The 12,376-nt window shown below is 70.9% G+C and carries 14 protein-coding genes; 6 read left to right on the forward strand and 8 right to left on the reverse strand.

Going from position 1 to position 12,376, the window contains the following annotated elements; all coding sequences use genetic code 11:
- Positions 1-39: 39 nt before the first annotated feature.
- The 3 genes from K1T34_RS50530 to K1T34_RS50540 form a co-directional block, all read right to left on the reverse strand.
- Complete coding sequence (locus K1T34_RS50530) at positions 40-1,563, reverse strand: CehA/McbA family metallohydrolase (RefSeq protein WP_220241863.1); 1,524 nt, start codon at positions 1,561-1,563, stop codon at positions 40-42.
- Positions 1,564-1,655: 92 nt separating this feature from the next.
- Positions 1,656-2,375: an SRPBCC domain-containing protein gene (locus K1T34_RS50535; RefSeq protein WP_220241864.1), complete on the reverse strand. Its 720-nt coding sequence runs from the start codon at positions 2,373-2,375 to the stop codon at positions 1,656-1,658.
- A 95-nt stretch (positions 2,376-2,470) separates the two neighbouring features.
- Entirely contained in the window at positions 2,471-2,920 is a 450-nt protein-coding gene (locus K1T34_RS50540) for an Lrp/AsnC family transcriptional regulator (RefSeq protein ID WP_220241865.1), read from the reverse strand.
- Positions 2,921-3,013: 93 nt separating this feature from the next.
- Here K1T34_RS50540 and K1T34_RS50545 point away from each other — a divergent pair, with 93 nt between their 5' ends.
- Positions 3,014-3,871, forward strand: a complete 858-nt coding sequence (locus K1T34_RS50545) for an LLM class flavin-dependent oxidoreductase (RefSeq protein ID WP_220241866.1) — start codon at positions 3,014-3,016, stop codon at positions 3,869-3,871.
- Positions 3,868-4,284 (forward strand): nucleoside deaminase, encoded by a 417-nt coding sequence (locus K1T34_RS50550; RefSeq protein ID WP_220241867.1) that lies wholly within the window; start codon positions 3,868-3,870, stop codon positions 4,282-4,284. Before K1T34_RS50545 ends, K1T34_RS50550 begins: the two co-directional genes overlap by 4 nt.
- 29 nt (positions 4,285-4,313) lie before the next feature.
- Here K1T34_RS50550 and K1T34_RS50555 read toward each other — a convergent pair whose 3' ends face one another.
- On the reverse strand, positions 4,314-4,475 hold the full coding sequence (locus K1T34_RS50555; RefSeq protein WP_220241868.1) for a hypothetical protein: 162 nt from the start codon (positions 4,473-4,475) through the stop codon (positions 4,314-4,316).
- Positions 4,476-4,608: 133 nt separating this feature from the next.
- Between K1T34_RS50555 and K1T34_RS50560 the strand changes: the two genes are divergently transcribed.
- Complete coding sequence (locus K1T34_RS50560; RefSeq protein WP_220241869.1) at positions 4,609-5,130, forward strand: 2'-5' RNA ligase family protein; 522 nt, start codon at positions 4,609-4,611, stop codon at positions 5,128-5,130.
- On the opposite strand, the gene K1T34_RS50565 is transcribed toward K1T34_RS50560, so the two are convergent.
- From K1T34_RS50565 to K1T34_RS50575, 3 genes are read right to left on the reverse strand one after another with little or no spacing between them, the layout of a single operon-like run.
- On the reverse strand, positions 5,072-6,151 hold the full coding sequence (locus K1T34_RS50565) for a hypothetical protein (protein ID WP_220241870.1): 1,080 nt from the start codon (positions 6,149-6,151) through the stop codon (positions 5,072-5,074). The two genes, K1T34_RS50560 and K1T34_RS50565, sit on opposite strands and share 59 nt — an antisense overlap.
- Before the next feature lie 7 nt (positions 6,152-6,158).
- Positions 6,159-6,743 carry a hypothetical protein gene (locus K1T34_RS50570; protein WP_220241871.1) on the reverse strand — a complete coding sequence of 195 codons (585 nt, stop codon included), beginning with the start codon at positions 6,741-6,743 and terminating at the stop codon, positions 6,159-6,161.
- A gap of 2 nt (positions 6,744-6,745) precedes the next feature.
- Positions 6,746-7,219 (reverse strand): helix-turn-helix transcriptional regulator, encoded by a 474-nt coding sequence (locus tag K1T34_RS50575; RefSeq protein WP_220241872.1) that lies wholly within the window; start codon positions 7,217-7,219, stop codon positions 6,746-6,748.
- 257 nt (positions 7,220-7,476) lie between these two features.
- Here K1T34_RS50575 and K1T34_RS50580 point away from each other — a divergent pair, with 257 nt between their 5' ends.
- Positions 7,477-8,421: an NAD(P)-dependent oxidoreductase gene (locus K1T34_RS50580; protein ID WP_220241873.1), complete on the forward strand. Its 945-nt coding sequence runs from the start codon at positions 7,477-7,479 to the stop codon at positions 8,419-8,421.
- Positions 8,418-10,592 (forward strand): glycosyltransferase, encoded by a 2,175-nt coding sequence (locus K1T34_RS50585; RefSeq protein ID WP_220241874.1) that lies wholly within the window; start codon positions 8,418-8,420, stop codon positions 10,590-10,592. Before K1T34_RS50580 ends, K1T34_RS50585 begins: the two co-directional genes overlap by 4 nt.
- On the opposite strand, the gene K1T34_RS50590 is transcribed toward K1T34_RS50585, so the two are convergent.
- Positions 10,522-11,028, reverse strand: coding sequence for a GtrA family protein (locus K1T34_RS50590; RefSeq protein WP_220241875.1), 507 nt, complete (start codon positions 11,026-11,028; stop codon positions 10,522-10,524). The genes K1T34_RS50585 and K1T34_RS50590 overlap by 71 nt on opposite strands.
- Positions 11,029-11,210: 182 nt before the next feature.
- Between K1T34_RS50590 and K1T34_RS50595 the strand changes: the two genes are divergently transcribed.
- Entirely contained in the window at positions 11,211-12,365 is a 1,155-nt protein-coding gene (locus K1T34_RS50595) for an NAD-dependent epimerase/dehydratase family protein (RefSeq protein WP_220241876.1), read from the forward strand.
- The last annotated feature ends 11 nt before the right edge of the window (positions 12,366-12,376 follow it).

Genomic DNA, 12,376 nt, shown 5'->3' on the forward strand with positions numbered 1-12,376 from the left:
GGTAGGGCCCGTGTGTGGGTGAAGGAGGACGGGCCGGGATCACTTGCCGTCGGCGGCACCCAGGAAGATCGGGTTGGACATGGCGACCATCGCGTTCGGTGTGGTGGTGTTCGGGCCGCCCGACGGACGCCGCACCTCGACGCGCACCCACCGGCTGTAGCGCGGGTAGGTGGTCCACGTCACGGTGGCGGTGCCGCCGGCGGGCACCGTCTCGACGTGCTCGGGGCCGAGCTGGTCGAGGAACGTGACGGTGGTGCCCGGCGCGCCGGTCACCGTCGCGCTCACCGTGACCGCGGTGCCGGTGCCGGCCGTGAGCCGCTCGCCGATGCCCGCGCTGCGCCCGCCGCCGGACACGCCGAACTCCAGGTTCACGTCTTTCGACTCGGCCAGCCACGTCTGGCCCGCCTTGAGGCCGGCCAGCAGGTCGGCGCGGCGGAGGCTGTTCGCCTTCACCACGGTGTGCGGCAGGGCCACGATCTGGTCCGGGTTGTGCGCGTCGGAGTCGCCGATCGCGGGGATCCAGCGGCCGCCGCGCAGCAGGCCGTCCCAGTGCGTGACGCTGGCCTCGTCGTCGGCCGTCCAGGGCCCGTTCCAGACCTCGACGAGGTCGGCGATCTCGTAGGCGAACTCGTACGTGCAGCCGAAGCAGTTCGCGAACGGGTGCGCCGCGGTGACCAGGCCGCCCGCGCGGTGCACCTGGTCGGTGAAGTGCCGGAAGTCCGCCGCGTCGGACGCGCGGTAGCGCCAGTCGATCCACGTGCCGGCGGGCAGGCCGATCGCGGGCCAGTGGCCCGAGCGCGTCGTGACCTCTTCGCCGTTGAGGATCAGCAGGTCGTCGGTGGCGTAGTCGCCCCAGATCAGCTGCGAGCTCTTGGTGTTGTGGTCGGTGGAGACGATGAAGTCGAGCCCGGCCGCGCGGGCGTCGGCGACGAGCTGGTCCGGCGTGCGCCTGCCGTCGGAGTGGACGGTGTGCAGGTGGCAGTCGCCGCGGTACCAGGACTTGCCGCGCTGGCGCGCCGGAGCCGTCTCCGGCGCGGGGTTCGGCTTGAACGGCTTGTCGTCCGCGCCGAACGTCAGCGTGATGTCCACGCGGTAGTTCATGCCCTGCGGCGCCACGGTGTACGGGCCGAGGATCACGTGCCAGCGGCCCTGCTTGATCGGGCCGGCAACGTAACCGGGCGTGGCGTCGGAAGCGCTGATCGAGAAGCGGTCGCGGAACCCGCCGGACCAGCCGCGGAAGCCGCGGGTGTTGCCGAGGTCGTGGCCCTCGGGGCCGAACATGCCGATGTCACAGGCGTTTCCGCGCACGCCGGCGGGCACGGTCGGCCGGTCGTAGGAGTAGACGACATCGATCTGCTTGACCCCGCGGGGCACGTCGACGGGCAGGTAGTACCAGTCCGGCACGTCGGGCTTGAACGTGCCCGTGACCGTCTTGGTCTGCTGCGCCGTGCCCGGGGCGGGAGCCGCGAACGCGACGCCGGGCAGCATGCCCATCGCCGCTCCGGCCGCCACGACACCACTCACACGCAACAAGTTACGCCGGCTGAGATCCCCAGTGGACATGCGTTCCTCCGCATAGGTCGAAGACGGCACGACGCTAGGCGAGGCCGTGCGCCGCCATCAACGACGCGCGGGTGAACACTCGGCGACCCGGGCTATTCGTCCGTTCCCGCGGGGAAAACACTGGCCAGCCAAGTGGTCCAGGCCACTTCCGGGTCCGCCGGGCCGCCGAAGACGTGGGCCCCGACGGCGACCGGCCAGCCCCACGCGTCGCGGCCGTAGACGCGGTAGAGCGCGCCGGACGTCCGGATGCCGAGGAAGCGGTCGGTGCGGTAGTCGACGACGCCGTCGATCCGCGTCGGTCCCGCGGCCACGACCCGGTCGCCGACAGCCGCGTCACCCACGCCGAGCGCGTCGCACACCGCCGCGAACCCGCCGTCGGCCGAGGACTCCGGCGCGCCTGCCGACACGTACGTCGCGTCGCGGCCCGCGAAGTGGCGGACGTACTCGGTGAGCGAGTGGTAGTAGAACTTCGTGTGGTGCAGGCACGAGTCGAGCTGCACGTCGTGGTCCTCGCCGAGCACCGAGCGGTGCCGGTAGCGCAGCAGCGAGCCGGCGCCGCGGGGCTCGAGGTCGTAGTCGAGCTGGTTGAACCACCCGTCGGCGGAGTCGGCGCGCGTCACGAACCGCCGCGCCGGGTCCCACTCGACGACAGTGCCGCCGGTCGGCGTCAGGCCGCGCTCGGCCCCGCCGGGGCGCGGCTCGTAGGCGATCTCCCACAGCCAGCCGCCGGTGTGCGCGGTGAACGCGTCCCACACCTGCTCCGGCGTCCCCGCCAGCACGCCTTCCCACCGGACGTCGATCTCCGTGCCCATGTCGTCTCCTTCGCTCGGAGGGGACGCTCGGTGCGCCCCTTCACGGACGCGTCGGAGGGGGCGGGCGCGCTTCGACAAATCGGCGGGAAATTTCCTCAGGCGGGTTTGCGCGGCCCCCGGTACGGCAGCGTCTGGCTGTAGACGACGTTCGTGGTCGTGCTGCCGAACCGAGCCAGCTCCCCCATGAGCTGCTCGAGATGCGCCATGGACGTGGCGGCGACCTTCAGCGTGTAGCAGTCGTCGCCGGTCGTGCGCAGGCACTCGAGCAGCTCGGCGCGGTCGGCCAGCAGCCGGTGCAGCGGCTCGTGGCGGTTGCCGGGGAACTTCAGCCGCACCACGGCCAGCACGCCGAACCCGACCTTGCCGAGGTCGACCTCGGCGCGGTAGCCGGTGATCACGCCGAGCGCCTCGAGCCGCCGCACCCGTTCGGTGGCCGCCGAGGCGCTGAGGCTCACGCGTTTGCCCAGCTCGGTGAGCGCGAGCCGGCCGTCCTGCTGCAGCTCGGCGAGAATCGCCCAGTCGGTGTCGTCGAGAGTCTCGGCCATTCCCGCAATCTACCGGCAGATCCACGGCCATCGGGCCGATATGCCGGACGGATTCCCTTCACCGGTCGGGTCCGCGCCGATAGCGTTGGTGGCGTGCGACTCGGTGTGAACATCCCGAACTTCGGCCCCGGCGCCGACCCCGGTGTGCTGCGCGCGTGGGCGCAGACCGGCGAAGGGCTCGGCTACGACCTGCTGATGGTGTCCGACCACGTCGCCATCACGCCCGACGTCGCGGCCCAGTACCCCGCGCCGTTCTACGAGCCGTTCACGACGTTGTCGTGGCTGGCGGGCGCGACGGCGAACGTGCGGCTGGGCACCACCGTGCTGATCCTCCCCTACCGGCACCCGCTGCTCACCGCGCGCATGGTCGCGAACCTGGCGGATCTCAGCGGCGGCCGGTTCGTGCTCGGCGTGGGCGTCGGCTGGGCGCGCGAGGAGTACGCGGCGCTCGGCGTGCCGTTCGAACGTCGCGGCGCGCTGACCGACGCGCACCTGGCGACCATCCGCGCCGCGTGGGCCGACGAGGACGACTACCGCGCCGGCCGGGTGCCCCTGTGGATCGGCGGTGGCAGTGACGCCGCCCTGCGCCGTTCGGTGCGCTTCGGCGACGCGTGGCACCCGCTGCGCTTCCGGCTGCCGTGGGTGCGCGACGCGCTCGGCCGGCTGCGGGACCTCGCCGGCGCCGAGGGCAGACCGGTGCCCGGGTTCGCGCCGCGGATCGTCCTGCGGCTCACCGACGCGCCGCCTGCCGACCGGCTCGCGGGCGAGGGCACGCTGGAGCAGGTCGTGGGCGATCTGGAGGAACTTCGGCGACTCGGCGCCGAAGACGTGGTGTTCGACCCGTTCTCGGGCGACCCTGAAGAGACCCGGCGGCCCTCGGCGGCCTGGCGGGCGCTCGCGGCCGTCGCGGACGCCTGGAAGCAGCACTCCCGCGAAAGGGGACCACGATGACCGAGGCCCTGCTCCGCCATGCGATCGAGCTTGCTGCCACGGCGCGGGCCAGTGGGAATCCGCCGTTCGGCTCGCTGCTCGCCACCGCCGACGGCAAGGTGCTCGTCGAGGAGTGGAACACGTCGCTCACGGACCGGGACATCACCGCGCACCCCGAGCTGAAGCTCGCGCGCTGGGCCGCGCGCGAGCTCAGCCCCGAGGCGGCCGCGCTGACGACGATGTACACGAGCTGCCAGCCGTGCGGGATGTGCACGGGCGCCATCGAACGATCAGGACTCGGCCGGGTGGTCTTCGCGCTGTCCACGCAGCAGCTGGCCACCCTCAAACCGCCCGCGCCCGGCGCGAGTTTCGAACTGCAGGGCCCCGCGTTGTTCGACGAAGCCCGCCTGCCCGTGGACGGTTATTACCGCTGAATTGCAATTGCAGGGCGACTCGGCGAATATCAGCCGCGGGTGGTGATCAATTCTCTTTCTTCGGCTCCCCGGCCGACTTCCCGGCGCACGGGAACACAGGCCAGGAGCAGGGAAACAGCCACGACGCCCAGGAGCACGTGGCCGGCGAGGGCACACAATCCGCACAATGCGGTCCATAGGACGATCTTCATTCACCGAGTGTAGGGCCCGGCCCACAATGCAGCGGAAAACTTGGGGAAGACTTAGGGTTCCCATTCGGGTACGCCCGAGAACGTAGGTAAGCCTCAATTTCTCGATAGGGCGCGGGTGCGGGAAGATCACCTCGTGCCCGCTCCCGGAACCAGTGCCCTCGTCGTCGAGCTCCCCGCCGCGGCCGGCCTGCTCGAGGCCGCCGTCGCGGTCAGCCCCACGCTCGTGCGGCCCGGCCTGCCCCCGCACGTCACGGCGCTCTACCCGTTCCTGCGCGCCACCAAGCTCACGGACGAGGTCGACGCCGCCGTGACCGCGCTGGCGGCCGCCCACGAGGCGATGGACGTCGCACTGGGCGAGGTGGTGGTCGCGCCCGGGTTCGTCGCCGCGGCGGCCCCGGCGCTGCAGCCGCTCGCCGACGCCGTGTGCGACCGCTGGCCTGGCGTCGAGCCGTACGGCGGCCGCTTCGGCCCGCGCCCGCCGGCCCACCTCACGGTCGCGATGGGCGGCAGCGACGAGCAGAACACCGAGGTGACGCGGCGCGTGGAGCAGCTCCTGCCGGTGACCGCTCGCGCCGAGGCGCTGCACCTGGTCGTGCTCACCGCACAGGGCTGGCAGCTCCGGCTGACCGCTCCGCTCGCAGCGTCCGCGCGATAGCCCGCAGCCGCGCCACGTCGGCGGCGAACGCGGTGTCGCCCTCGACGTCGCCCGCCGGGCCCGCCACGGCGTCGCCGCCGCCCTCACGCAGCAGGTCGGCCGCCACCTCGGGCGGAGCCGACGGCGGGATGCCGGCGAGCAGCAGGCCGTCGTTGATCTCGCTCAGCACCGTCAGCAGCCGCTCGCGCCCGGTCGCGCCCGCGCGGCCGAGGCGCACGACGTCGGGGAACCGCTCGGCGAGGTGCTCGCGCAGCAGGCGCAGCTCGGCCCGCGTCCGCGCGTCGCGCACCGCGCGCCCGGCCGCGGGGATCGCCGGCACGGTCAGGCCGACCACGATGAGCAGCACCGAGATCGCCGGGAAGCCCACGGCCAGCGCGCAGTCGACCGTCGAGAACGCGCCCCGGCAGACCACCGCGACCGGGTGCTCGGCGGTCACGTCGGCGACGAGATCGACGATCTTGCCCGCGAGGTAGGCCAGCGCGAACACGCACGCCACGAGCATCAGCCCGAGTCCGGCCCGCAACGCGCCGGCGCCCGCGCGGACCGCGCCCGCCGACACGATCGCGATGTCCACCACCGCGAACCCGAGGTAGAGCGTGTAGACCACGATGTAGGCGACCAGCGTCGGATTGGTCCGGTACAGCTCGTCGAACAGGCCGATGCCCACCGGCAGGCCGCGGGTCGAGAAGAACGCCACCACGAGCACGACCAGCGCGACCACGAGCGCGGCGAGCCGGCTGCGGCGCCGTTTCCCTGCCACACCACCGATCTCGGCGACGGTGACCTCGATGCCGTACGCGGCCACCATCGTCGCGAGGTTCGACAGCAGCCGCCCGAGGCTCGGGTAGATCCGGCTTTCGATCGCCTGCGCGCTGTCGGCCAGCAAGAACAACGCGAGACCGAGTGCGATCAGGCTCGTGGCCAGCCCGGCGCCCGCGCCGGTGCGCCGCGCCCGCACGGCGCGCCAGATCCCGGCGGCCACGGCGACGAGCCCGACCCCGAAGAACAGCGCGTCGATCATCCGGCCGCTACCCGAGCAGCGACGCGAGCCGCCGCGCGCGATCGGCCGAGCGCCCGGACGCACCCGGCCTGAGCGGTTCGTCCTCGGCCGTCGCCGCGCTCATCAGCAGCACGGCGATGAGCTCGGCCTCGTACTCGTCGACGTCGGTCGTCACGCGTGTGAGCAGGTGCGACAGCGTGTGGGCGCTGAGGTCGGGCGCCAGCGTCACGGCCTCGGCGTCGGACATCACGCAGGACCCGCGGTGCTCGCACAGCAGGTGTGCGAGCTCGTGGGCGATGATGTGGTCCTGGTGCAACGGCGAGGTGCCGGCGGTGTAGGCGATGAGGTCGTAGTCCGCGCGCCGCTGCCAGGCGCCCGAGGGCCGGCCCGGCTCGTACTCGACCGCCACCAGGTCGATGTCGCGACCACGGCCGCGTTCCAGCTCGTCGACCCACGCGTTCATCGACCACGGGCGAGGCGGCGGCACGTCGCGCAGCAGCTCACGCACTCGGGTGCGAGCGCGTGCCCTCAGGCTCGGGTCGATGACCCCTCCCGGTGCGCTCGGCGGCTGGACCAGCCGGGAGCACCGCGGCGCCCCGGCGATGATCAGCATAGCTACTCGGGTTTGCGCCCGCGGCGGGAGCGCTCGCGCCCGGCGTCGTAGCTGTTGAGCTGGTCCACGAGCGCCGACACGGTGTCGCGGTCGCGTTCGGAGAGGCGCATCGCGCGCTGCGCGAGGTCGCGGGCGCCGGTGTCGCGCCACGCGACGACGTCGGCGATCTGCCCGTCGACGCGCTCGGCCACGTCGTCGTCGAAGAAGTAGGTGACGGGCACGCCGAAGAACCGCGCCAGCGCCTGGATGTGCGAGCGCTTCGGGTCGCGCCGCGCCCCGACGGCGAGCTGCTGCACGTGGGTGGCCGACATGCTCACCCCGGTGAGCTCGGCGACCCCCTGCGCGATCTCGCGGTAGGAGTAGGGCTTGCGGTCCGGCGGGTGCACCATCGAGATCAAGTTCGCGAGCCGTTCGGCGAAGCTGGTCTCCTCGTCGGGACCGCTCGCCGCGTCCCCGGTGTCCGGCGTCCCGGTCATCAGTCCCCCAACCGTCCTCCGCTCGTGACGACCTGAAGCATAGCTGTCACGAAAACTTGACATCAACCGTCCTGTCAACGCTACACTCCGACGCACGGGATGTCGCGAAAACGAGACGGGCGTCCGTGTGTGGTCACTGGGGGTGGCCACACGCGGGCGCCAGGAGCGGGCGGACCTACCGGACATCCGGGACCGATCGGCCCGGGCGCGCTCGTCCGCTGTCCTGGCTCACAGGCTGCGGAGGTAGGTTGTGCGCCATGGTGCTGGAGAACGGTCCTGAAAGGACACCCGTCGTCGTCACCGGTGGCAGCGGCTTCATCGGCCGCGCGGCCGTGCGCGAGCTGCGTGATCGCGGCTACCCCGTCACCGTCGTGGACCGAGTCCCGTACGTCACCGAAGACGAGGGCGTGCGCGTGGTCACCGGCGATCTTCGCGACGCGGAGACCCGCGAAGCCGCCGTCACCGCGGGTACGGGCGCCATCGTCCACCTCGCGGCGCTCACGTCGGTGCTGAAGTCGGTGGAGCTGCCCGACGACACGTTCACCGAGAACGTCGCCGTGACCCACGGACTGCTGGAGCTCGCGCGCGAACGCGGGGTGCAGACCTTCGTGCTCGCCTCCACCAACGCCGTGATCGGCGACGTCGGCACCTCGACCATCACCGTGGACCTGCCCACGCGGCCGCTCACGCCCTACGGCGCCACGAAAGCCGCGTGCGAGATGCTGCTGTCGGGCTACTCCGGCGCGTACGGCATGACGACGTGCGCCTTGCGGTTCACCAACGTCTACGGCCCCGGCATGTCGCACAAGGACAGCTTCGTGCCGCGCATGATGCGCGCCGCGATGGCGGGCGAGGGCGTGCGCGTGTACGGCACGGGCGAGCAGCGCCGCGACCTCGTGCACGTGGACGACGTGGTGCGCGCCATCGCGCTCGCGCTCGAAAGCGGTTACTCCGGACGGGCGATCGTCGGCGCCGGGCACTCCGTGTCGGTGCTGGAAATGGTGCAGACCGTGCGCGACGTGACGGGTGCCGAGCTGCCCGTGGAACACGTGGCCGCGCCGAAGGGCGAGATGCCCGCGGTCGTCGTCGACGTGTCCGCCAGCGCCGGGACGATCGGCTTCACCCCGGCGATCTCGCTCGCCGACGGTCTCGCCACCGCTTGGAAGTACTTCTCGGAACTGGACCTGAAAGCGACCCCGTGAGCCTGTTCCTCCGCCGCCACGCCTTCCTGCTCCTTCTGCTCGTCGCGGGCACGGTCCTGCGCGTGCTCACGTGGGTGGCCTACCGGCCGGCGCTGCTGTACATCGACTCGTACCGGTACCTGGACAACCTGCACGCGCTGCGCGCCGACCAGCTCAACCCGATCGGCTACGACCTGATTCTGCGGCCGCTGCTGGCGGTCGGCGGGCTGTCGTGGGTCGCGGCCGTGCAGCACGTGGGCGGACTGGCGATCGCGGTGGGGATCTACGCGCTGGCCCGCCGGCTCGGCGCGCGCCGCTGGGTCTCGGCGCTCGCGATGGCCCCGCTGCTGCTGGACGCTTACCAGCTGCAGATCGAGCAGAACATCATGTCCGAGGTGCTCTTCGAAGCGTTGCTGCTGGGGCTGTTGTGGCTCCTGCTGGCGAAGGGCGCGCCGAACTGGCGGCGGATCGCGCTCGCGGGTCTCGTGGTCGGGTTCGCCGTGCTGGTGCGGCTGATCGGCGTCGCGCTCGCGGTGCCGTTCCTGCTGTACGTGCTCAGCGCCGGAAGCGCGTGGCGGACGTGGCGCGGCTGGCGCAACGCCGGCATCGGCGTGCTGGCGATGCTCGTCGTGATCGTGCCCTACGCCGCGGAAGTCAAGGCGCAGACCGGAAAGTGGGGACTGACCGGACCTTCGGGCAGCATGCTCTACGGGCGCACCGCCGCCGTCGCCGACTGCGCGAACCTGCACCTGGCGCCCGAGATCCAGGTGTTCTGCCCCACCGAAGACGTGTCCACCCGCCTGGTGGACAACTACACACACGCCGACCTCGACCCGGCGTGGCCGGGCCCGCTGCCCCCGGGCGCCGACCGCACCGTGCTGGCGCACGAGTTCTCGATCGACGTGCTCAAGGCCCAGTGGTGGGACGTCACGAAGGCGATCCTGAGCGACTTCTCGAAGAGCTTCCGGTTCACGCGCAGCACGGCGATCAACGACGTGCCGATCGACCGCTGGCAGTTCCAGCAGACGTACCCGGAGTGGAACGAACCAGCCGACATCGCGATGATCACGCAGCAGTACGACGGCGTGAACCCGAGCGTGAACGAGCCGATCGCGACTTTCCTGCGCGACTACCAGATCAACGGCGGCTTCGTGCCCGGCGCCGTGCTCGGGTTCTTCGCCCTACTCGGCCTGCTCACCTTGCTGCGCCGCAAGAAACCGCGCGACAAGGCCCGCAGCGGCGCGCTGCTCGCCGCGGGGTCCGGGCTGTTCCTCCTGTTCGCGTCGGCCGTGTTCGAGTTCTCCTGGCGCTACCAGCTGCCGGCGCTCGTGCTGCTGCCCGTCGCGGGCGCATTGGGCTTCACCACGCTCACGGCCGCGAGCCGGCGACGCCTCGCCGCGTACCCGGACGCAGTGGATGTGGGCGCGGTCAAGGATTTCGACGACCGGCACCCGGGCGCGAAGCTTTCGGAGCTGACCGTGGTGATCGCCGCGTACAACGAGGCCGGCGGAATCGGCCAGGTGCTCGAGAAGATGCCCGACGAGTGCCTCGGCCTGCCGGTCGACGTGCTCGTGGTCGTCGACGGCGGCAGCGACGACACCGCCGCCATCGCCGAGGAACACGGCGCCTACGTATGCGTCGCGCCGACGAACCGGGGCCAGGGCGCGGCTTTGCGCCTCGGTTACCACCTCGCGGCCGAACGCGGCGCGCGCTACGTGGTGACGACCGACGGCGACGGCCAGTACGACAACAGCGAAATGGCGGAACTGGTCGCACCACTGCTCGACGACACCGCCGACTTCGTCACGGGATCGCGGCGGCTGGGCCACGAAGAGGCCGACAGCCGCATGCGCTGGCTCGGCGTGCGCGTGTTCGCGTGGCTGGCTTCGGCGCTGACGTGGCGGAAGATCACCGACACGTCCTTCGGTTTCCGGTCCATGCGCGCGGAGCTCGCGTGCGCTGTTCCGCTCAACGAGCCGCAGTACCAGTCTTCGGAACTGTTGCTGGGAGTCACCGCGCGCGACGCCCGGGTGCTCGAACGGCCGATGAGCATGCGGCTGCGCAAGGCCGGCAAGAGCAAGAAGGGCGGCAGCGTCGTCTACGGCGCGAACTACGCGCGGGTCATGACGGGGACGTGGTGGCGGGGGTACGTGCTGCGCCGCGGGCGAACACGAAGCGGTCGAGCATCGTGAACTTCACCACGAAAACCAGTGCGTAACTGAGCACGTACGCACCGTCGATGAAAACGACCCACCAGGCGTGCGGCAGGTTCAGCGGCGCGAGCAGGTGACCGGTGAGCGTGGTGAGCCCCACGGAGGCGAACCCGCCGAGCGAGATGACGACGACGTAGGGCAGCAGCTCGTGCCCGAGGGCCGGCTTGCCGCGGCGGCCCCAGACCCAGCGGCGGGTGAGGAAGAAGTTCAGCACCGCGCCCGCGGCGAACGCGAACGCGCTGGCCAGCCACGGAGCACCGCCGATCGCGAGCACCGTGAGCAACGCCGCCTGGCTGAGCAAAGTCGCCGCGACCGAACTGGTGGCCGCGCGGAAGAACCTTCCGGCAAGGCGACGCCGGGGCCGAGGTGAATCCTCTGTCGTGCGAGGCTCCACCGGGTTGGTTACCGTCGTCATGTCCCCCAGTCTCCCCTCGGGCCGATCCGCCTGCCGTCCGGCCCCCCGACGCACAGTAGATTCACAGCTGTCTGCCAGGTGATCATCAGCACCCGGTCGATAGGTTCGGACGTGTTCAAGGCGTCATGTACAAAGAGGAATCAGCGTGCTTGTCGCGTAAACGATACGGAAAGGCTTCTTCAATGCGAGTGCTGGTTCTCGGCGGCGACGGCTATCTCGGCTGGCCCACGGCATTGCACTTGTCGGACAAAGGCCACGAAGTGGCTGTTCTGGACAACTACGCCCGGCGCAAGTACGACGTGGAGCTCGAAGCCGACAGTCTCGTCTCGATCGAAGACCTGCCCACGCGCATCGCGGCGTGGGAGGAGGTTTCGGGCAAAAAGATCGCCCTGTTCGAAGGCGACCTGTGCGACGCCGAGTTCACCTATTCGGCCGTGCGCGACTTCGCTCCCGATTCGATCGTCCACTTCGCCGAGCAGCGGTCCGCGCCGTACTCGATGATCGACCGCGAACACGCCGTCTACACGCAGCAGAACAACGTCGTCGGCAACCTGAACCTGCTCTACGCGATCGCCGAGATCAACCCGGACATCCACCTGGTGAAGCTCGGCACGATGGGCGAGTACGGCACGCCCAACATCGACATCGAAGAGGGCTGGCTCGAGGTCGAGCACAACGGCCGCAAGGACCGCATGCTCTACCCGAAGAAGCCGGGCTCCTTCTACCACCTGTCGAAGGTGCACGACTCCCACAACATCGAGTTCGCTTGCCGCATCTGGGACCTGCGCGCCACCGACCTCAACCAGGGTGTCGTGTACGGCCAGCAGACGGCGCAGACCACGCTCGACCCGCGCCTGGCGACCCGGTTCGACTACGACGCGGTGTTCGGCACCGTGCTGAACCGCTTCGTGATCCAGGCGGTGCTGGGCCAGCCGCTGACCGTCTACGGCAAGGGCGGCCAGACCCGCGGCCTGATCGACGTGCGCGACACCGTGGAGTGCATCCGCCTGGCCGTGGAGAACCCGGCCGACCGCGGTGAGTTCCGCGTGTTCAACCAGATGACCGAGAGCTACTCGGTGGCGCAGATCGCCGACATCGTCGCGAACTGCTTCCCCGGCCCGGTGCAGATCGAGAACCTCGAGAACCCGCGCGTCGAGCAGCCCGAGCACTACTACAACGTGAAGCACACCGGGCTCGTCGAGCTCGGCCTGCAGCCGCACCTGCTGTCGGACACGCTGATCGAGTCGATGTTCGACATCGTCGGCACGAACAAGCACCGCGTGAACTCCGAGCGGCTGCGCCCGACCGTGCGCTGGCGGGGTGCGGTCAAGTCCTGACCCTGCTTGCT

The sequence above is a fragment of the Amycolatopsis sp. DSM 110486 genome, assembly GCF_019468465.1.
Lineage (GTDB): Bacteria > Actinomycetota > Actinomycetes > Mycobacteriales > Pseudonocardiaceae > Amycolatopsis.

Bases quoted from the DNA above. Each gene is read 5' to 3' on its own strand.
- K1T34_RS50530 (WP_220241863.1), bottom strand. From the start codon at position 1,563: ATGTCCACTGGGGATCTCAGCCGGCGTAACTTGTTGCGTGTGAGTGGT.
- K1T34_RS50535 (WP_220241864.1), bottom strand. From the start codon at position 2,375: ATGGGCACGGAGATCGACGTCCGGTGGGAAGGCGTGCTGGCGGGGACG.
- K1T34_RS50540 (WP_220241865.1), bottom strand. From the start codon at position 2,920: ATGGCCGAGACTCTCGACGACACCGACTGGGCGATTCTCGCCGAGCTG.
- K1T34_RS50550 (WP_220241867.1), top strand. From the start codon at position 3,868: ATGACCGAGGCCCTGCTCCGCCATGCGATCGAGCTTGCTGCCACGGCG.
- K1T34_RS50555 (WP_220241868.1), bottom strand. From the start codon at position 4,475: ATGAAGATCGTCCTATGGACCGCATTGTGCGGATTGTGTGCCCTCGCC.
- K1T34_RS50565 (WP_220241870.1), bottom strand. From the start codon at position 6,151: ATGATCGACGCGCTGTTCTTCGGGGTCGGGCTCGTCGCCGTGGCCGCC.
- K1T34_RS50570 (WP_220241871.1), bottom strand. From the start codon at position 6,743: ATGCTGATCATCGCCGGGGCGCCGCGGTGCTCCCGGCTGGTCCAGCCG.
- K1T34_RS50575 (WP_220241872.1), bottom strand. From the start codon at position 7,219: ATGACCGGGACGCCGGACACCGGGGACGCGGCGAGCGGTCCCGACGAG.
- K1T34_RS50580 (WP_220241873.1), top strand. From the start codon at position 7,477: ATGGTGCTGGAGAACGGTCCTGAAAGGACACCCGTCGTCGTCACCGGT.
- K1T34_RS50590 (WP_220241875.1), bottom strand. From the start codon at position 11,028: ATGACGACGGTAACCAACCCGGTGGAGCCTCGCACGACAGAGGATTCA.
- K1T34_RS50595 (WP_220241876.1), top strand. From the start codon at position 11,211: ATGCGAGTGCTGGTTCTCGGCGGCGACGGCTATCTCGGCTGGCCCACG.